We start from the raw sequence: 19,482 nt of genomic DNA, 5'->3' as shown, positions 1-19,482 counted from the left end.
AATGCTCGTACGTCAGTCATCGTAATGCACCCAGAACTTGGAGAGAGCGAAATTGATACCGGTGAGCACGGCCACGATCACCACCATGATCCATGCCAGCGCGGAGGCGTATCCCATGCGCAGCGAGGCGAAGCCCTGCTGGTAGAGGTACAGCGTGTAGAAGAGCGTGGAGTCCGAGGGACCGCCGGTGCCGCCGGAGACCACGTATGCCTGTGTGAACGTCTGGAAGGAGTTGATTACGCTCATCACGAGGTTGAAGAAGATGATCGGCGAGAGCATCGGCAGGGTGATGGAGCGGAATTGCCGCCATGTGCCGGCGCCGTCCACACTGGCCGCCTCGTAGAGTTCACGCGGGATCTGACGCAGGCCGGCCAGGAAGATGACCATCGGCGAGCCGAACTGCCAGATATGCAGGGCGATGAGCGTCCAGTTGGCGGTGTCCGGGTTGGCGATCCAGCTCATCGAGGTGTCGATGCCGAACAGGCCAAGGAATGCGTTGAACAGGCCGTCCGAGCCGAACACCATCTTCCAGAGCACCGCCACGGCCACCGAGCCGCCCAGCATGGAGGGCAGGTAGAACGCGGAGCGGTAGAACGAGAGCCCGCGCATGCCCCGGTCGAGCAGCACGGCCAGGGCGAGGGCCGCCACCAACTGCAGTGGTACGGAAATAATCACATAGGTGAGCGTGACCGCAAGCGAGTTCAGGAAACGCGGGTCGGCGAGCATGTGTCGGTAGTTCATGAGCCCGACGAACTGCGGGGGCTTGATCATGTTGTATTTGGTGAAGGAGATCACCAGCGAATACAGCATGGGGATGAGGCTCAGGCACACCGCTCCGATGAGCCATGGCGCTAGGAAGCCCAAGGCCACTTTCGTGTCGGTCGGCTTGTCTTTCGGCTTGTGCCGGTTTTTGACCAGCGATCCGAATTCCGAAAACGAACTCACGATGTTCCTCCCATGATGCACGGCCCTCATCGGCCCGATGTGATTCAAGGGTATCGTCGCGACCTACGGCAACGCCGCTTGTTGCCATTGTTGCCAAAACGTGCAGCGCCAAACGTGAGCATTAACGAAAAACCCGGCTCGCGCTGGTTTGCGAGCCGGGTTATGTCATCGTCCTTCAGCGGGCGCCATTACAGTGGCGGCGAATCAGGCTTCCTTGGACTTGGCGGTTGCGATCCACTTGTCGAGCAGGGCGGCCGCCTTGCCGGAGTCGACCGCGTCCTCGGCGATCTTGTACGCCTCGCGGAAGCGCTCGGCCAGGGAGCCGTCGCCGACCAGATGGCCGTCGGCCACGATGGCGGAGGCGGCGTTGAGCAGTGCGGTGGAGCGGGACGGCACGTCCTTGCCGGCCAGGAAGTCGCGGAAGGCGGCCGCGTTGACCTCGGGCTCGCCGCCCTTGAGGTCGGCGACGTCGATTTTCTTCAGGCCCAGGTCCACGGTCGGGTCGAAGTCGGTCTCGGTGACCTTGCCGTCGCGGATCTCCCAGACGGAGACCGGACCGGTGGGCGCGAGCTCGTCCATGCCCTCGTGCGAGGTGTAGACCATGCCGGACTGGCCGGCCGCGGCGTAGGCGGCGGCCATGATCGGGCTCATGGCGCGATTGGCGCAGCCGATGGCCACATGAGCCGGCTTGGCCGGGTTGGTCAGTGGCCCCAGCACGTTGAACACGCACGGGATGCCGAGCGCGGCACGCACGGGTCCCACGAAGCGCATGGCCGGGTGGAAGGTGCGGGCGAACGCGAAGGTGATGCCCACCTCGTCGCCGACCTCGCCCACGGCCTCGGGCTTGAGGTCCAGCGGCAGACCGAGGGCCTCGAGCACGTCGGCGGCGCCGCACTTCGAGGATGCGGCGCGGTTGCCGTGCTTGACGATCTTCACACCGGCCGCGGCGGCCACCACGGCACCCATGGTGGACAGGTTCACGGTGGCGAAGCCGTCGCCGCCGGTGCCCACGATGTCCGTGGTCTCACCGGAGACCTTGAGCGGGATGGCGTGCGAGACCATGGCCTTGGCGGCGCCGGACACCTCCTCGGCGGTCAGGCCCAGCTGCTGCTGCATGGCGAGCGCGGCACCCACGGCGGCCGGGTTCGCGTTGCCCTTCATCAGATCATCCACGAACCATTCGGATTCCTCGGCGCTCAGGTGGTCTCCCCCGACCAGCTTGGTGAGAATCGACTTCCATGTGATCTCTGCCATTGTTCCTCCTTGACGCATATCCGCGTCCGATAGCCAGTAACGCCGCTCATTGTAATGGCCGCGGGTTTCGCGAGACGCAAACTTCCATATTGCAGAACGAGACGCGAAAGGCTCCCCTCGCTGAGGAGAACTGCCGGCGCAGCCGACTGAGGGGAGTTCCAGGGCTAGAGCTGCCACTCCCCTCAGTATCGCTGCGTCCGACAGCCCCTCAGCGAGGGGAGCCTTCGCGGACCCGCCGGATCACTCGGCGATGTCGGGCCAGCACTGCTCGTACCGCACGCCGGTCATGGATTCGACGAGCTTCTTCACCTCGGGCTTGACGTCCTCCTTCGAGCCGCCGGCGCGCAGCCGTTCGATCTCGGCGGTCAGCACGCCGTGGGTCTTCTCGTTGAGGTTGAAGGTCAGGGAGACGAGCCATGCCACGGTGATGGCGATCACCACCACGATGATGCCGACGTTGGCGATGGCCTGCACGGCCTGCGGCGTCTGCGTCTTGCTGCCGGACATGAAGCCCTGCGAGGCGAGGTACGCGCCCACGCCGATGGAGCCGAGGCCCGCGGTGATGCGGCGGAAGAAGTACACGGTGGCGGTGAACAGGCCTTCGCGGCGTTCGTGCGTGACGATCTCGTCCACGTCCGGAATGAACGGGTAGACGGCCCACAACAGGTACCAGATCATCGAACGGCTGAGCAGGAACAGCACGTAGGCCACGATCATGACGGCCATCCACAGGCCGCCGGACACGGCGCCGGTGCTCTTGTACAGCCAGTAGAAAGCCAGCAGCGAGGCGATGAAGCTCAGGAACGCGATGGAGTACTGCACGCGGGCGCCCACCTTCTTGAACAGCACGCCGTTGATCGGGTAGACGATGGCGGTGATGAACCCGATGCCGGACAGCGCGGAGGCGAACGCGGCGGACTTGGACCAGTTGTAGATCACGAAGAACGTGTAGACCGTGCCGAACACGTCGATGAAGGTCTGCGCGAGCAGGTAGATCACCATGTGCTTCTGGAAGATGCGGATGCGCAGCGTGGTGAAGTAGCCGAGGAACTGCTTGCCCAGCGACTTCAGCCAGGCGAGCCCGTCGGTGGAGTCCTCCTCGATGACGCCCACCTCCTCGGGGGTGCGCTCCCAGGTGAAGTGGGACATGAGGGCGACGCACACGGCGAACACCACGGTCCAGATGACGCCCATGAGGGTGAAGGTGCTGCCCTTGTCCTCGCCGAGGAACTTGAGGAAGCCGGCGCAGGCGAACGGGATGACCACCGTGGCGATGTTCGAGATCCACATGCGCACGGTGGACAGCACAGTGCGGCCGGTGTAGTCGCGGGTCATCTCGGAGGGCAGCGTGCCGTAGGGGATCATGATCCACTGGCTGAGCACCGTCCACAGCAGGAACGCGAGGAAGTAGATCCAGTAGCCCAGGCCCGGCACCCACATGAGCGCGGTCACGAGCAGCAGCGGGGCGCCGACCTTGAAGAAGAAGTGGCGGCGGCCCATGCGCCGGCCGAACCCGTACTGGTACAGGTTGTCGGATAGGGCGCCGATCGCCACGGCGGTGACGGCGCTGATCATCGTGGCCATGCCCTGGATGCCCTGGGCCTGGGCGATGTCCAGTCCGGCGAACGTGGTCCAGAACAGCGACAGGTACATCGAGACGATGGCGCCCTGGCCACCGCCGTAGAAGTCGCCGATGCCGAAGCCGATGCCGTTCCATACGGTGATCCTGCGCGCGCCTTCGCCCTTGTCGGGAGCCTCGTCGTCCCGACTTTGCCTCTCTGTCATGAATGCTCCTTATCAGGCGGCCCGGCATCGCAATGTGACGGACCGCAACGACAATGTCCCCACTAGGGTGCGACGCGGGTGGACGCAGGACCGTCCGGTTGCAATAATTGCACTGACATTCTCGGGAAGGGAGACGCCCATGACGCGCACGACCATCTACGACATCGCACGGGAGGTCGGCGTCAGCGCCTCCACGGTCTCGCGCGCCCTGTCCGGGTCGCACCGCGTATCGCCGAAGACCGAATTCCGAATCCGCCGCATCGCGCAACGCATGGGTTATTACGAACGGGAGGACCACGCCGCCGAGCCACGGCCCGAACTTCCCCGACCCGGCATCGGCTCGGACGGCGACGCCCGCACGAACGGGGACGATAACGTCATCGCCATCGTGGTGCCGAACGTCACCAACCCCTTCTACGCGCACCTGACCGAAAGCCTGTGCGCCCGGTTCGCGCGGCAGGGATACGGCACCGGCATCATCGTCACCTCGGGCGAACCGTTCGGCGAGCGCCGGGCGCTCCGGCAGGCCATGCGCACCTGCATCGGCGCGGTGCTGGTCTCGGTGCAGCTCAACGAGCGCGACATCCGCAGCTTCGCCCTGTCCCGGCCGGTGGTGCTGGTCAACCGGAACATACCGGGCCTGCCGTCCGCGACACTGGACGAGGAGCAGGCCATCGACGACGCGCTCACGCGGCTCAAGGCCGACGGGCACGCCAGCGTCTGTTTCCTTGCCGGCCCGACCGGTTCATGGTCCAGCGAACGGCGCAGGCGACTGATCCGCTCACTCGCCTACGCCCATGACATGGGCTATCGCATCATCCGCGGCCTGCCGGCCACCATCGACGGAGGGTTGCGGGCGGCTGCCGCGTTCGGCGACGCCCCGACCGATGCCGTCATCGCGTTCAACGACCGTATGGCGCTGGGGTTCATCGCGGGCGTCCGCAACGCCGGCATGCGGGTGCCTGAGGATGTGGTGGTGGTCGGGTTCGACGATCTCGTCGACGACATCGCCTGCTCCCCCACGCTCTCGTCCATCGGCGCCGACATCGACGCGATGGCAGGCGACGTGGCCGACGCCATGACGGCACGGCTCCGTTCGCCCGAATCGTCCGAGGTCCCGTGCGGCACGACGGTCGCACGGTTCGTCGCCCGCGAATCCGTGGCCGCGCGCCGGCGCCCGCTCATGCGCCGCTCCCCCTACACGGAGCCGCAACGGCATGACGGCACCGTCACGCTGACCATGCTGTCCGCGAACTTCAACGAGATCATGCCGCGCATCGAGGAATTCGAACGCACGCATCCCGGCATCCTCATCGACCCGATCGAGGGACGCACGCAGAAGGCGACCACGGAATTCTACTGGAACCGTCACGTGCAGGGCCAGCCGATCCCCGACCTGTTCAACGTGGAGTATTCCACAATGCCCCTATTCGCGGCGAGTTCCTGCCTTCTGGATCTCACGGAGCCGGCCCGTGAGCGCGGATGGGAATCCCTGTTCAGCCCGCCCGCATGGCAGGCCGCCCATTACGCCGGCAGGCTCTACGGCGTTCCCGGCGACCAGTCGCAGACCGTGATGTTCTACCGTGAGGACCTGCTGCGCCGCTATGGGCTGGAGGTGCCGCGTACCTGGGAGCAGTGGGCCGAGGACGGCGCGGCGCTCCATCGGCGCAACCATGGCCGGGCCATGGGCTTGCTGGACACGAACAGCGTGCAGCATCTCATGGCGATGCTGCGTATGATGGGCGCCCGCCCGTGGATTGTGGACGATGCCGGCCGCATCACCGTATGCCCGGACGATCCGGCGGGTGGCGCGGCGTTGGACTTCCTGCGCCGCTGTCTGGACAGCGGGGCGCTCGCCGCCTCGCCCATCGCCGGCATCCCGACCCTGACGGCCGAGGACGGGTCCTTCCTTACGCTGGTCCACGCCAATTGGATGGGCAAGATCCTGGCGGCCTCATATCCGAGGGACCGGGGTTTGTGGAAGGTGGCGTTGCCGCCCGCGAACGCGGAGAACGACCAGCCGTTGACGGCGGAGATCGGAGGCTCGATGCTTACCATCAGCGCCTCCATACCGGCGGGCAAGCGGCAGGCCGCGTTGGATTTCGTCTCGTGGTTCAACACGGCCCCGGCCTCCATCGATCTGCGTGCCGGGGGCGGGTTCTCGGCCACCCGGTATTTCCAGGACAAGCCGTCGGGGGCGGCCGAACCGGACCCGTTCTTCGGGCAGGACATCAACGCGGTGTACGCGCAGTCGGCTCGACTGGTCAATCGCCGGTGGAGCGTGCTGCCGTTCGACGCTCATATGGAATCGACGTTCGCCTCCATGGTGGTCCCCTCGCTCGTCGCGGGCGGCGATCTGCCGGCGGCGTTCCGTGCGTGGCTGCTCGATTTGGCGCGCTATGCCGCCGGGCAGGGGTTCCAGGTTCGCGTGGAGTCGTGAGAATCGGACTCCGACCGTCATCGGACAGGAACCGCAGCAGACGGACAGACGTCCCGCACGACATGGTTTGGAAAATACTAGGCTCTGTTAAACCAAAATTGACATGTTCCTATTCTTGGCTCCCCTTGTCAGGACATTGCCGTGAAGCAAACGGCAGGGCCGTTTGTAGACAATGTGCGAGGCGACAGCCGAGCCAATAGACCGCGAACGGAGTTCGTCGTTGATTGCAGGACGAGCTGGCGGCGAAGCCGACTGAGGGGTAGTCCGATGGAATTCATATCAATCTTGGTTTAACAGAGCCAAATACTACGAGCATGAAAAAACGGCTCCCATGGCGGGAGCCGTCAAATGGAACCAGATGAACCGGACCGAGGGTGGTCATCGATAGGAGATCACCCTCAATCAGCGATGTTCGTCAGTCAGAGCCGAATCACTCGGTGGTCTGCGGCCAGCACTGCTCGTACTTGATGCCGGTGAGCTGCTCGACGACCTTCTTGGTCTCGGGGTCGACGTCCTTCTTCTTGCCGCCGGCCTTGAGACGGTCGATTTCGGCGAGCAGGACAGCGTCGGTTTTCTTGTCGAGCTTCATCGTGAAGGAGATGATCCAGGCCACGGCGAGACCGGCGATGATCCACCACACCAGCACGGTGCCGATGGCGTTCACGGCCTGCTCGGGCTGCGGCTTGCCGGCCTTGAAGGCCTCTTCGACGAATCCGTTGGCGCCGAGGAACCAGCCCCAGGCCATGGCGGACAGGCCTGCGGTGATCTTGCGGGCGAACTGCTGGAAGCCGATGTACAGGCCGCCGCGGTTCTCGCCGGCCATGATCATGTCGACGTCCGGGATGAACGGGAACACGTTCCACGGGATGAACCAGGTCATGGCGCGGAAGATGAGCCACCAGACCATGACCACGTACAGCGCGGTGTTCCAGGCGGCGGTGTTGTTCTGGGAGGCGGTCTGCCACAGGCCCCACAGGCCGAGCAGGCCGAGGATGGCGCCGGCGAAGTTCAGAGAGAACATCTTGCGCGGACCGAGCTTGGAGAAGATCCAGCCGAACACGGGCTTGAGCGGTTCGCCGATCAGGGCCATGCCGAGCAGGGCGGAACCGAAGGCGACCGGCTTGTTGAGGTTGTAGAGCACGAAGAACAGCCACACCTGGCCGAAGATGTCCAGGAAGGACTGGCCAAGCAGGTAGATGAGGATGTGCTTGCGGAAGGTCTTGTTGCGCAGGGTGGAGAAGTATCCGACGAAGATGTCGCCCACGCCCTTGAGCCACTTGCCGAAGTTGAACGGTTCCTTCTTCTCGGCCTCGATGGCGGCCTCGTCGAAGCCGGCCTCCTCCGGGGTCAGCTCCCAGGTGGACTTGTAGGCGATGAACACGAACACGGCGAACAGCACGATGAAGAAGCCCATCGAGATGGTGTAGGAGGAGCTCTGCTTGTCGCCGAGGGCCTTGAGGAAGGCGGCCATGCCCAGCGGGATCACGGCGGTGGAGATGCCGGAGAACAGCATGCGGGTGGTGGACAGCATCGTGCGGCCGTTGAAGTCGGTGGTCATCTCGTTCGGGAGCACCGAGTACGGGGTCATGATGAGCTGGTTGGCGATGATCCACAGCGCGTAGACCACGAAGTAGGCCCACACCGGCAGGCCCGGCACGAACATGAGGATGGTGACCAGGAGGGTCGGCACGCCGAGGAGGATCAGGAAGCGGCGGCGGCCGAACTTGCGACCGATCTTGTACTTGTACAGGTTGTCGGACAGGGTGCCGAACACCAGTGCGGAGAACGCGGCGAGCATGGTGGCGATGCCGACGATGGAGCCGGCCTGCGCCACCTTGAGGCCCGCGAACGTGGTCCAGAAGAGGGTGAGATAGGTGGCGATCTGGCCGAAGCCGCCACCGTAGAAATCACCGAACGCATATCCGATCGCGTTGATGAGCTTGATCTTGCGTCCCTGAGGCGCCTTAGCCTCGGGAACCGCTGTCTGCTGTGTCATTGCAGCATTTCCTTTCCATGTCCTGCTGCGGGAGGCACCCGCAGCAGGGTTTTTCTTGTTCTTTCTTCTTCGGCTCCCCTCTCTGAGGGGAGCCAGTGATCAGGGAATCACTTGCCCCACTTGGCCTTCATGGCCTCGAAGATCTCGCGGTCGGTCGGGTGGTTCTCCATGTTCATGATGACGTACACGTCCTTCTCCCACTCGGGGTAGGTGAAGTCGCGCAGCCACTGGAAGTAGTGCGGGCCGTCGCCCACGCAGCGCAGGTAGCCCATGAGCTGTTCGGCGACCCAGGCGGACTGCTTGATATCCGTCAGGCAGTCGTTGCGCCAGAAGCCGGCCCACTTGCCGTGTTCGCGGTCGCGCATCGCATGGTCGCCGGCGGTGAACTCGTCGGAGGCCAGGCCCGCGTCGTAGAAGGCGTGCTGCCAGTCCTCGTCGTATCCGGCGAGCAGGGCGTCGCACACGTGCACGGAGGCGGCCACGCAGTGCTCGTAGATGCCCACCTCCACGCCGATGGAGTCGCGGATGAGTTCGGCGGCGTCCTCCTGGCCGCGCAGTTCGGCGGAGATGGCGGCGAGCTCCACCTTGTCGGCGAGATCGGCGTACCGGTCGACGGCCGGGGCGATGAGTCCGCGGTAGAAGTCGATCTGCTCCTTGAGGTTCCTGCCGTCGTGCATCCAGCGCAGGTCCTCGGCCGGAGCCTTGTTGTCGCGCAGCCACTGGGTGATGAGCATGCGCGGCACGTGGTTGAAGTACTGTTCGCCGGCGTGGTCGTCCCAGTTGGGGCCGTACTGCACGGCGTCCTTCCAGTACTCCTCGTACAGGTCGAACACGGCGTCCACGTTGTCCTTGCCGTAGTAGTCGGCGATGTACTGCTTGGCCACCTTCTCGAAGTCGATCCTGCCTTCGCGCCAGATCGCGGCGATGAAGTTGAGGAAGTAGACGTGCGGCTTGATGTTGGAGGCGTTGACGATCCACACGTCGTCGCCGCCGTTGACGATCACATCCTCCAGCTCCTTGGCCACGAGCCTCGGGTCGTTGGTGATGTCGGTGGTGTGGTTGGCGGCCTGCAGGTCGTAGAAGCTGGCGTGGTAGTAGATGCCGTTGTCGCCGTCGTTGGTGGGCATGGCGGGCACGCGCGGGTTGTTGTTCTCCTGACGGCGGGAGACCATGCGGCCGAAGCCGTTGTCGGCCCAGATCTTGGCCACCTGCTTGGGGTAGGTCAGCACGCCCGCGCGGTAGAGCTCCATGGCCTCGCCATACAGGTAGATCACGCACTGGGCGCCCGGGTCGGATTCCTGCACCAGGTCGTACTGGCGCTGGATGATCTCGGAGAGGAGCTTGCCGCGGGCCTCGTCGGTGGCGTAACGCGGGTCGGCGTTCCAGAACGGCTGGTCGCCCTGGCCGCGGAAGCCAAGGGTCCATACGGTGCGCTTGCCCTTCTGGGCCTCGATGGCCTCGCGCCACAGCGCCTCGAACCTCGGCTCCTCCTCGGGCCACTTGGGCTGCACGCCCGGGTAGGCGGCGGCGAACATGCGCGCGCCGAGCGGGCAGGCGTGGTGCTGGTTGATGTAGAAGCCCATGTCCTGCGCGAGCTTCAGATGCGGCTCGCCGCGCTGGCCGGAACCGGGGATCACCATGTTGCCGCCGAGGCGGTACACGGTCTCGAAGGCGAGGCGCCACGGCTTGTCCTTGTCGTTGTCGACCTGCCAGTCCTCGAGCAGCACCTCGTCGTTGACGAAGAAGCCCTTGTACTTGACGGCGGTGGGTTTGCTGGTCAGCGCGAAGTCGTCGGCCACCTCGATGGCGGGTACCGGCTCGAAGTGCTGGTCGTTCCAGAACCAGAAGTCCTTGACGCCGAGCACCTCGCGGCTGACGGCGTACAGGCCGTAGATGAAGCCGAAATCGTCGCCGGCGTGGATCTCGAGGTTGCCGTCGGAGACGCGCACCTCCCAGGTTTCGGGGTTGTGCGGGCCCTCGACGAGCACGATGTCCGCGCCGGGCTCGTCGGACGGCGCGACCGTGGCCTTGAGATCGCGCTCGATGTCCTCGACCGCGTACGAGACGGCCTTGGACGGCGCCACGCCCGTGACCTTGGTGGCGGCTGTGATGGAAATAGACATGGTTCCTCCAGGGTGAACTTGTCTGTTGCTTGGTTTCGCGATTCCGGGCGCTTCCACGCTCCCCGCATCGCTGACATGATTAATAATCGTCCGGTCCGGCATGCCCGTTGCGGTTGTTGCCAAAGGTTGCCATAATGTTGTCAGCTCCACCGATTCGCGTCCCGTTGACCCTACCCGGCGACCGGCGAAGCACCCTGAGGAGGCGACCGCCATGGCACAGGCCAAACACAAGGCGACCATCTACGACATAGCCAAGGAAGCGGGCGTCAGCCCCTCGACGGTCTCCCGCGCGCTGAGCCAGCCGGGCAGGATTGCGGCCAAAACCGAGTTCCGCATCCGGCGCATCGCCGGGCAGCTCGGCTATCTGGCTCCGGGCGACGATGCGTCGGACGGGCCGCTGCCGGCCACCGGTATGATCGCGGCCATCGTGCCCACGCTGACCAACGTCCTGTATGCCACCGCCATCAACGCCATGCAGCGACGGCTCGAATCCAAGGGCTACGGCCTGATCACCCTGGACACCGACCAGAAGCCGGCGGTCGAGCGCAAGGCCATGTCCTACGTGATGCGCAACGTGGACGGTGTGGCCCTCATCTCCTCGCGGCTGAGCGAGCCGGACATCCGTCGCATCACGCTGGTGCGGCCGGTCATCCTGCTCAACCGTGCCATCCCCGGGCTTTCCAGCGTCACGGTGGATGTGGCGCACGCCATCGATGAGGCGGTCCGCACGCTCAAGCGGAGTGGACACTCCTCCATCACCTATCTGGCAGGCCCGGCCAGCTCATGGTCGAACGAGTACCGTCGCCGATGCATCCGCGCCGCCGCGTTCCGCTACGACATGACCTACCGCGTGGTGCGCGAATGCGAGCTGAGCGTCGCCGGCGGCGGCAAGGCCGCCGAACAGTATCTCATCCGCCCCACGGACGCCGTGTTCGCCTTCAATGATTCGGTGGCGGCCGGCTTCATCGCCGCGGCCAGACGCAACGGGCTGCGCGTGCCCGAGGACGTCTCGGTCATAGGATTCGACAACACGGAGATGTCGTCGCTGCTCTCCCCCGCCCTGAGCACCATCGACATGAAGGCCTCACAGATGGCGGTGCGCGCCGCGGACGCGCTGGTCGCCGCCGTGCGCAATCCGGAGGGCAACCGTCCCGAACCCATCACGCTGACCGCCGAATTCGTGCAGCGCGATTCGGTGAACGGCCACAAGCGATCCACGATGAAGCTCGGGCCGTACGCGGAAATCAGGCGCTCGAGCGACAGCATCGTGCTCACCATGCTGTCCAACGCCTTCAACGAGACGATGCCGCGCATCAACGAGTTCATGCGCACGCATCCGCATATCATCATCGATCCCATTGAGGGGCGCACGCAGGAGAACACCTTGTCCCTGTACTGGGAGCGTGTGATCAACCACCGTTCCGTGCCGGACATCATCAACGTGGAGCGTACCGCGCTCCCCCAGCTGGCGGCCTCGGGCGCCCTGCAGGATCTGTCGGGACCGGACATCGAACGGGAGCTCGGCTCGAAGGTGGACCGCGCGGCCTGGCAGTCGGCCCACTATGCCGGCCGCCTGTACGGCATTCCCGGCGACCAGTCGCAGACCGCCATGTTCTACCGGGCCGACCTGTTCCGCCATTACGAACTCGAAGTGCCACAGACCTGGGACGAGTTCTATGAGGAGGGCGTGGCGCTGCACGCGCGCAACCCGCAACGATACATGGGCGTCCTCGACACCACGGACGTGCAGCATTACCTGTCGTTCTTCCGTTCGGCCTGCGTGAGGCCGTGGACGGTGGAGGACGACTCGACCATCACCTTCCATATGCGTGACGATCTGGTACGTTCCGTGGCCGAGTTCATCCAGCAGTGCATCGATGATGGCGCGCTCAGGGCGGAGCCGATGTGGGACAACCGGTACATGCGCGCCGAGTCCGGCACATACCTGACGGTGACGTACGCGAACTGGCTGGGCAAGATCCTCGCCGCCTCCTATCCGGCGGACAAGGGACTGTGGAAGGTGACGCTGCCTCCGGCGTTCTCCGATCCGAGCCGGGTGTCCACGGCCGAGATCGGTGGATCCACGCTGGCGGTCAGCGCAGGGCTCCCGCCCGTGCGTCTGCAGGCCGCGATGACGTTCCTCCGCTGGTTCCAGCTCGATCCGGTCTCCGTCGAGCTGCGCGCGCCGGGCGGCGTGTCCGCGGCGGCCGGCTATGTGGAGGATCTGACCCGACGTGGCACGGTGGATCCGTACTTCGACCAGCCGATCTACGACGTGTATGCCAAATCCGCGGCACTGGTGAATCGCGATTGGGACAATCTGCCGTTCTTCAGCCAGCTCGACGCCGAATTCGCCCGTCTGATCGTCCCCGCGCTGCGCCCCGGCGGCCGGAGCGCGGACCTGTTCGACGAATGGGAGCGACGCCTCAAGATCTACGCCGTCTCGCAGGGCTTCACCGTGCGGTGAAATCTTGCATAGGAACGAAATTGGCTCCCCTCTCAAGGGGAGCCAATTTGTTGTCACGCGCTCACGCGCCTAGCGATGCGTCACTTCTCGTTCTGACCGTGGCACATCTTGTACTTGCGACCGGAACCGCACGGGCACGGAGCGTTCTTGCCGGTACCCGGGAAGGTGCGGCCATCGGCCCACGGCACGCGGAGCTCCTCGCTCTTCGGACGCTTGTTGGCCGGGACCTTGCCTTCGGCGTGGCTGATCGGGGCCGGGCCGGAGATGGCGGAGGTCACCTCGCCGGCCTCGGAGGCCTTGGCGGATTCGGCGATGGCCTGCTTCTCCTCCTCGTCCTCTTCCTCGACCTCGCCGGAGGCGGCTTCGGACTCGGACTCGCCGTCCTCGTCCGGGCCGGCGGCCACGGTGGCGGCGGAATCGGCGCCCTCGGAGGTGGCGGTGATGCCGGTGGCGGATTCGGCGGCGTCGACCGCGGCATCCTCATCGGCGGTGGAGGCGGCGTCCTGGGTGGCGGCCACCTGCTTGACGTCGATGTGGAACAGCAGCTGGACGGACTCCTCCTTGATGGCCTCGATCATGGAGTTGTACATCTGGTAGCCCTCGCGCTGGTACTCGACCAGCGGGTCGCGCTGGCCCATGCCGCGCAGGCCGATGCCGTCCTTGAGGTAGTCCATCTCGTAGAGGTGCTCACGCCACTTGCGGTCGAGCACGGCGAGCACCACGCGACGCTCCAGATCGCGCAGACCGGCCTCGCCGATGGTCTTCTCGAGCTCGGCGTACTTCTCCTTGGCATCCGTGACGATCAGGTCGCGCACGGCCTCGACGGCCTTCTCGGCCTTGAGACCCTCGGCGGCCTTCTGGGCGTCCTCCTCGGTGACCTTAGTGGGCACCACGGCGTTGAGGGCCTTGAACAGGCCTTCCCAATCCCAGTCCTTCGGCTTGTCGGAGCCGTTGTTGGCACCCTTGATGTAGGACTCCACGGTGTCGGCGATGAAGCGCTCGATGTCCTCGTGGATGTCCTCGCCCTTCAGGACGGCCTGACGCTCGGAGTAGATGACGGTACGCTGCTTGTTCATCACGTCGTCGTACTTGAGCACGTTCTTACGGATCTCGTAGTTGCGGGATTCGACGGCCTTCTGTGCGGTGCGCACGCCCTTGGTCACGGACTTGGCCTCGATGGGCTGGCCCTCCTCCATGCCCTTGGCCATGACCTGGGCCACGAGCTGGGTGTTGAACAGACGCATCAGGTCGTCCTCGAGGGACAGGTAGAAGCGGGACTCGCCCGGATCGCCCTGACGGCCGGAACGGCCGCGCAGCTGGTTGTCGATACGACGGGACTCGTGGCGCTCGGTGCCGAGCACGTACAGGCCGCCGAGCTCCTTGACTTCCTCGTGCTCGTCCTTGACCTGGGCCTTGATCTCGTTCAGGGTGCCCGGCCAGCGCTTCTCGTACTCCTCCGGGGTGTCCTCCGGGGAGTAGCCCTCGGACTTGAGCTTGGCGTCCGCCAGGAACTCGACGTTGCCGCCGAGCATGATGTCGGTACCACGGCCGGCCATGTTGGTGGCCACGGTCACGGCGCCCTTGCGGCCGGCGACGGCCACGACGGCGGCTTCCTTCTCATGCTGCTTGGCGTTGAGGACCTGGTGCGGGATCTTGGCCACGTCGAGCAGGGTGGAGACCACTTCGGAGCTTTCCACGGAGGCGGTGCCCAGCAGCACCGGCTGGCCCTTGGCGTGGCGCTTGGCCACGTCCTTGACGATGGCGGCCAGCTTCTCCTTCTTGGTGCGGAAGATGAGGTCGTCCTGGTCCTTGCGGATCATCGGGCGGTTGGTCGGGATCGGCAGCACGCCCAGCTTGTAGGTGTTCATGAACTCGGCGGCCTCGGTCTCGGCCGTACCGGTCATGCCGGCGAGCTTGTCGTACATGCGGAAGTAGTTCTGCAGGGTGATGGTGGCGAAGGTCTGGTTCTCGGCCTTGACCTCCACGCCTTCCTTGGCCTCGATGGCCTGGTGCAGGCCCTCGTTGTAACGGCGGCCCGGCAGGATACGGCCGGTGTGCTCGTCGACGATGAGGACCTCGCCGTGGGTAACGACGTAGTCCTTGTCGCGCAGGAACAGTTCCTTGGCCTTGATGGCGTTGTTGAGGTAGCCGATCAGGGCGGTGTTGGCCGGCTCGTACAGGTTGTCGATGCCCAGGAAGTCCTCGACCTTGGTGATGCCCGGATCTAGGATGCCGACGACCTTCTTCTTCTCGTCGACCTCGTAGTCCTCGTCGCGGGTGAGCTTGAGGACCAGCTTGGCGAACTGGCGGTACCAGCGGGTCACGTCGCCCTCAGCCGGGCCGGAAATGATAAGCGGGGTACGGGCCTCATCGATGAGGATGGAGTCGACCTCATCGACGATGGCGTAGTGGTGGCCGCGCTGCACCAGGTCGGCCTTCTCCCAAGCCATGTTGTCGCGCAGGTAGTCGAAGCCGAACTCGTTGTTGGTGCCGTAGGTGATGTCCGCGTTGTACTGCTTGCGGCGCTCCGGCGGCTTCTGCTCGGTGATGATGCAGCCGACGGACATGCCCAGGAAGCGGTAGATGCGGCCCATGAGCTCGCTCTGGTAGCTGGCCAGGTAGTCGTTGACGGTGACCACGTGCACACCCTTGCCTTCGAGGGCATTGAGGTAGCTCGGCAGGGTGGCCACGAGGGTCTTGCCTTCACCGGTCTTCATCTCGGCGATGTTGCCCCAGTGCAGGGCGGCGCCGCCCATGAGCTGCACATCGAAGTGGCGCTGGCCGAGGGTGCGCTTGGAGACCTCGCGAACGGTGGCGAACGCCTCCGGCATGATGTCGTCCAGGCTCTTGCCGTTCTCGAGCTGCTGCTTGAACTTCGGGGTCTGCGCCTTGAGCTCCTCGTCGGAGAGGGCGGAGATCTCGTCCTCGAGCGCGTTCACGGCCTTGGCCACGTTCTCCAGCTTCTTGAGCTGGTGGCCTTCGCCCATACGCAGGGCTTTGTCAATAATATCGACCACTGGGTTTCTCCCTTGATTGGTTTCGGTGGTGTCCGCGTACCACGATACCGTCCGGGAGCGTCAGTCGTCACGTTTTTCGACCATATTACGAAAAACGGGTCGCTCCCCTCGTTCGGGAAGCGACCCGTCATCATTCACTGGTCATTCGTTCGGCCTTTTGCGGCCGCGGGCATCAGTCTTTCTTGACGTTCTCCGGGGTATCGATCTCGAAGACGCCGTAGCTCCAGCCGTGACGGTGGTAGACCACGGACGGACGGCCGGTCTCCTTGTTGACGAACAGGAAGAAGTCGTGTCCGATCAGCTCCATCTCGTACAGCGCCTCGTCGATGCTCATGGGCTCGGCGATGTGCAGCTTGCGGCGGATGACGATCGGGGTGTCCCCAACCTGGACCTCCACGGACTCGCCGGGGCCGAGATCGGAAGCCACGGCGGCCTCCGGGCTGTTGTTCGGCTCTTCCTCGACCTCTTCGACCTCGGGTTCCGGAGCGGCCACGCCCAGATCCACCGGCACCGGGTTCGTGTAGCCGCGGCGGTGATCCTTGCGGCGATCGCGGGTGCGGCGCAGGCGCAGGGTCAGCTTGTCCAGCGCCATGTCCAGCGCGCTGAATTCGTCCGTGCTGGAGGCCTCGGCGCGCACCACGGTGCGGCCGGCGATAACGGTGATTTCCACGCGCTTGGCGGTATCGGCCTGGCGCGGGTTGCCCTCATGCGTCAGCACGATCTGCGCGCGCTGTGCGTCCGGGGCGATAGCGGTCACACGATTCATCTTGGTCTCGACGACATCACGGAACCTCTGCTTGACCTGCGTGTGGCGTCCGGTAACGACGATTTCCATGTTGACCTCCTATATGACTCAAGCGGTTTGGCCCGCTATATGCGTCCCGTACAGCATCATTACCGTGCGGGTAAGTTTCATTGTAGACGAACAATGCGTGAATCCTCGGCAACTCGCCAAGAGAAAACTCTTTCTTTCCCGACATGGTTCCGAAACATGCCACAACGTAGTCTGATTGGTCGGTTTGTTTTCCTTACAGGAAAGTCTTATACTTTCCTGTAAGGAAAACAAACCACTCCTGACCGGCCCGATGTCAATGATGACGAGGCACAACAGCTTGTGGAAAGGAAACCGCGATGAAGCGCTCCACCCGAAATGACACACATGACTTCGCCCATGCACCGCGCGGGAACGACACGCCCGAGCCGTTCCCCGGCGAGACTCCCCCGACGACGGCCGACGACGCGCGGCTGATTCTGAACGGCATCGCACGCGACCGCACGGCGTTGGCGGCACGCCTGTCCCCGCCGAGATGGCTGTACCCGACGATCGCGTTGCTTGTTGCCTTCGACGTGCTGGGCATCCAGATCAGCAGCGCGTTCGATTCCTGGACCGGCGACCGCCTTGCGACGCTCCGGGATGCATACGATGCGGCGATCAGCCAGGCCTCATACCGGAACATCCCGGCCGGGGAGATCGACGACTATTTCCAGCCGCTGATCAACGAGATGCTCAGGTACGGCACATACAGCCAATGGTGCGTATGGCTGTGCCTGGCCATTGATCTGGCCTGCATCGTCGTGGCCTATCAGATGATGCGCTGGCTGGCCAACACGCAGGGGGCGACCGACCGACGTGGCGTCGGCGTTCCTCTGCTGTGGCCCTGGTTCCTCACCTTCGGGGTGCGGCCGATGAATGCGCGGATGCATGTGCTGCATGCCGCGATGTATGCGGCGCTCATCGCCTATATGGGTTCGCTCGCGTATCTGGACTGGAGCGGCGACGACCCGTTCCGCATCGCATGCTGGACCATGGTGTCGACCGCGCTATGGTCGGTGTTCTTCGTGGCGAGCGAGACCCGTTACGACCGTCTGGCGTCCGAAGCGTTGGCGAAGATATAGCCATGCCGCCGAGGAAGTCAAGACACGCGCCGGTCGAACCGCGCTTCGACCCGGTGATTCACGAACCGATGCGGCTGCGCATCTGCGGCATCCTCGCCACGGTGGATGAGTTGCAGTTCGCCGCGATCAGGGACACGCTGGGCATGAACGACGCCGCCTGTTCCAAGCATCTGAAGACGCTCGCCGATTGCGGATACGTGTCCGTGTCCAAGCGTGAGGCGGACGACAGTCGCCACATGGTGCGGTGGTATGCGATGACGCCGACCGGACGCACGGCGTTTGAGGCCCATCTCGCCGAGATCAAACGCATCGCCGCCGGCATCGTCGACTAGCCGATGCGAAAAAACGTACTTCACGACAACAGAAAAACGTACTTCACGACAACAGGGAGAAAGAAAAGAAAGTGAGACCTCTTATACCCCGGGTTCTGTCGTCTTCGGCGCGAACGCCGTGAGACGGATGGCCATCCATCTCGACCTGACGTCGCCGCCAGGCTCTAGCAGCCTACCCGATGGCACGGGCGAGCAGCCCTTACCGCCATCTGCTTGGCCTTGCTCCCGATGAGGCTTGCCATGCGGCCCACTGTTGCCAGGGGCCCGGTGGTCTCTTACACCGCCGTTTCACCCTTACCCGTCGAGGACGGGCGGTCTGTTCTCTGCTGCGCTATCTCTCAGGTCACCCTGGGCGGACGTTATCCGCCATCGTGCTCTGCGGAGCCCGGAAGTTCCTCAGCCGATCCCAATGAAGATCACGGCCGCGGCCATCAAGAGGTCTCAAGCGGACAATTATACATAGGGCGTGGAAAACGGAAGCCGCACCTCCGCAGGACACATAGACGACGGGACGGCCAGTAGCAGCCACAGCGTTCAGTTGAGGAGTTCCGCGGCCACGCGACGGAGGGTTTCGGGACTATGCCCTTTCCGTCCGCCGGCCGACCAGAAACGGCGCTGGCGCACCTGCCGGTCAAGCCCTTGCGTCTTGCTCGCCACACGGCGGCCGAGTTCCCATGCCGCTTCCTCAAACACGCCCCGTCGTTCGGCTTCGTCGGCCACCTGCTGCGCCAGCGCACGGTCCACACCCTTGCGGGAAAGCTCCATTATGGCACCGCGCCGGCCCATCATACGACCAGCGCAAACCCGTACCACCGATTCGGCGTAGTCTTCGTCGTCCAGCAGCCGCACCGCGATCAGACGTTCGATGACCTGCTCCACCGTGGCCTCGTCATAGCCTTTGCCCAGCAATCGGTCACGCAACGCGCCCGACGAACGCGGCGCGGCGTCCAGCAGCCTCAATGCCGCCTCGCGGCAGGCGTCCTCGTCGTCGGCGTCTTCCGCATCATCGGAGCCGCCGGAGACACCGGTCACAGGCCATCGACCACCTGTCCCGCGACTGACAAACGATCCATGACCGGCGGATCCGAACCGTCGTCCCCCGCCAGCCTCGACGGTCGTGTCCCCGGACATATGTGCACGGGGACGCGCATCCGCTTGATCATCGACATAATCCTGCGGGGCAATCGCGACCGGATTGTCCCGCAGGAACGCTTCGGCGTCGATCAT

At 64.5% G+C, this 19,482-nt stretch carries 12 protein-coding genes and 1 other RNA gene; 4 read left to right on the top strand and 9 right to left on the bottom strand.

The features are described 5' to 3' along the window. Positions 1 to 12: 12 nt before the first annotated feature. The 3 genes from KIH81_RS04005 to KIH81_RS12030 form a co-directional block, all read right to left on the bottom strand. Positions 13 to 945, bottom strand: coding sequence for a carbohydrate ABC transporter permease (locus KIH81_RS04005; protein WP_214304166.1), 933 nt, complete (start codon positions 943 to 945; stop codon positions 13 to 15). 204 nt (positions 946 to 1,149) lie between these two features. Further along, positions 1,150 to 2,199 (bottom strand): anthranilate phosphoribosyltransferase, encoded by a 1,050-nt coding sequence (gene trpD / locus KIH81_RS04000; RefSeq protein WP_214304165.1) that lies wholly within the window; start codon positions 2,197 to 2,199, stop codon positions 1,150 to 1,152. A gap of 240 nt (positions 2,200 to 2,439) precedes the next feature. Then, entirely contained in the window at positions 2,440 to 3,984 is a 1,545-nt protein-coding gene (locus KIH81_RS12030; RefSeq protein WP_236029235.1) for an MFS transporter, read from the bottom strand. A 139-nt stretch (positions 3,985 to 4,123) separates the two neighbouring features. Here KIH81_RS12030 and KIH81_RS03990 point away from each other — a divergent pair, with 139 nt between their 5' ends. Further along, a complete protein-coding gene (locus KIH81_RS03990) occupies positions 4,124 to 6,424 on the top strand; it encodes an extracellular solute-binding protein (RefSeq protein ID WP_214304164.1) in 2,301 nt (766 codons plus the stop codon). Between the two features lie 430 nt (positions 6,425 to 6,854). Here KIH81_RS03990 and KIH81_RS03985 read toward each other — a convergent pair whose 3' ends face one another. Both KIH81_RS03985 and KIH81_RS03980 read right to left on the bottom strand, forming a co-directional pair. Next, the gene (locus KIH81_RS03985; RefSeq protein WP_214304163.1) at positions 6,855 to 8,420 is read right to left on the bottom strand and encodes an MFS transporter; all 1,566 of its coding nucleotides are present in this window, start codon (positions 8,418 to 8,420) and stop codon (positions 6,855 to 6,857) included. 107 nt (positions 8,421 to 8,527) lie between these two features. Then, positions 8,528 to 10,543: a glycosyl hydrolase 115 family protein gene (locus tag KIH81_RS03980; protein WP_214304162.1), complete on the bottom strand. Its 2,016-nt coding sequence runs from the start codon at positions 10,541 to 10,543 to the stop codon at positions 8,528 to 8,530. A gap of 211 nt (positions 10,544 to 10,754) precedes the next feature. Here KIH81_RS03980 and KIH81_RS03975 point away from each other — a divergent pair, with 211 nt between their 5' ends. Continuing rightward, positions 10,755 to 13,010, top strand: coding sequence for an extracellular solute-binding protein (locus KIH81_RS03975; RefSeq protein WP_214304161.1), 2,256 nt, complete (start codon positions 10,755 to 10,757; stop codon positions 13,008 to 13,010). A gap of 80 nt (positions 13,011 to 13,090) precedes the next feature. On the opposite strand, the gene secA is transcribed toward KIH81_RS03975, so the two are convergent. Next, the gene (gene secA / locus KIH81_RS03970) at positions 13,091 to 16,027 is read right to left on the bottom strand and encodes a preprotein translocase subunit SecA (protein WP_214304160.1); all 2,937 of its coding nucleotides are present in this window, start codon (positions 16,025 to 16,027) and stop codon (positions 13,091 to 13,093) included. 172 nt (positions 16,028 to 16,199) lie between these two features. Then, the gene (gene hpf / locus KIH81_RS03965) at positions 16,200 to 16,862 is read right to left on the bottom strand and encodes a ribosome hibernation-promoting factor, HPF/YfiA family (protein ID WP_109057375.1); all 663 of its coding nucleotides are present in this window, start codon (positions 16,860 to 16,862) and stop codon (positions 16,200 to 16,202) included. 296 nt (positions 16,863 to 17,158) lie between these two features. Here hpf and KIH81_RS03960 point away from each other — a divergent pair, with 296 nt between their 5' ends. Then, positions 17,159 to 17,923 carry a hypothetical protein gene (locus tag KIH81_RS03960; protein WP_214304159.1) on the top strand — a complete coding sequence of 255 codons (765 nt, stop codon included), beginning with the start codon at positions 17,159 to 17,161 and terminating at the stop codon, positions 17,921 to 17,923. A 2-nt stretch (positions 17,924 to 17,925) separates the two neighbouring features. Continuing rightward, the gene (locus KIH81_RS03955; RefSeq protein WP_217624860.1) at positions 17,926 to 18,255 is read left to right on the top strand and encodes a transcriptional regulator; all 330 of its coding nucleotides are present in this window, start codon (positions 17,926 to 17,928) and stop codon (positions 18,253 to 18,255) included. Positions 18,256 to 18,323: 68 nt separating this feature from the next. On the opposite strand, the gene rnpB is transcribed toward KIH81_RS03955, so the two are convergent. Together rnpB and KIH81_RS03945 are read right to left on the bottom strand one after the other, a co-directional pair. Continuing rightward, positions 18,324 to 18,699: RNase P RNA component class A (gene rnpB, locus KIH81_RS03950), an RNA gene on the bottom strand. Positions 18,700 to 18,789: 90 nt separating this feature from the next. Further along, a complete protein-coding gene (locus KIH81_RS03945; protein ID WP_214304158.1) occupies positions 18,790 to 19,482 on the bottom strand; it encodes a regulatory protein RecX in 693 nt (230 codons plus the stop codon).

The organism is Bifidobacterium miconisargentati, from assembly GCF_019331675.1.
GTDB classification, from domain to species: domain Bacteria; phylum Actinomycetota; class Actinomycetes; order Actinomycetales; family Bifidobacteriaceae; genus Bifidobacterium; species Bifidobacterium miconisargentati.
This window is presented reverse-complemented; position numbering and strand designations above follow the sequence as displayed.

Coding starts and splice junctions, on each gene's coding strand:
- hpf (WP_109057375.1), bottom strand. CDS start 16,862: ATGGAAATCGTCGTTACCGGACGCCACACGCAGGTCAAGCAGAGGTTC.
- KIH81_RS03955 (WP_217624860.1), top strand. CDS start 17,926: ATGCCGCCGAGGAAGTCAAGACACGCGCCGGTCGAACCGCGCTTCGAC.
- KIH81_RS12030 (WP_236029235.1), bottom strand. CDS start 3,984: ATGACAGAGAGGCAAAGTCGGGACGACGAGGCTCCCGACAAGGGCGAA.
- KIH81_RS03985 (WP_214304163.1), bottom strand. CDS start 8,420: ATGACACAGCAGACAGCGGTTCCCGAGGCTAAGGCGCCTCAGGGACGC.
- trpD (WP_214304165.1), bottom strand. CDS start 2,199: ATGGCAGAGATCACATGGAAGTCGATTCTCACCAAGCTGGTCGGGGGA.
- KIH81_RS03990 (WP_214304164.1), top strand. CDS start 4,124: ATGACGCGCACGACCATCTACGACATCGCACGGGAGGTCGGCGTCAGC.
- KIH81_RS03980 (WP_214304162.1), bottom strand. CDS start 10,543: ATGTCTATTTCCATCACAGCCGCCACCAAGGTCACGGGCGTGGCGCCG.
- KIH81_RS03945 (WP_214304158.1), bottom strand. CDS start 19,482: ATGATCGACGCCGAAGCGTTCCTGCGGGACAATCCGGTCGCGATTGCC.
- KIH81_RS03960 (WP_214304159.1), top strand. CDS start 17,159: ATGAAGCGCTCCACCCGAAATGACACACATGACTTCGCCCATGCACCG.
- KIH81_RS03975 (WP_214304161.1), top strand. CDS start 10,755: ATGGCACAGGCCAAACACAAGGCGACCATCTACGACATAGCCAAGGAA.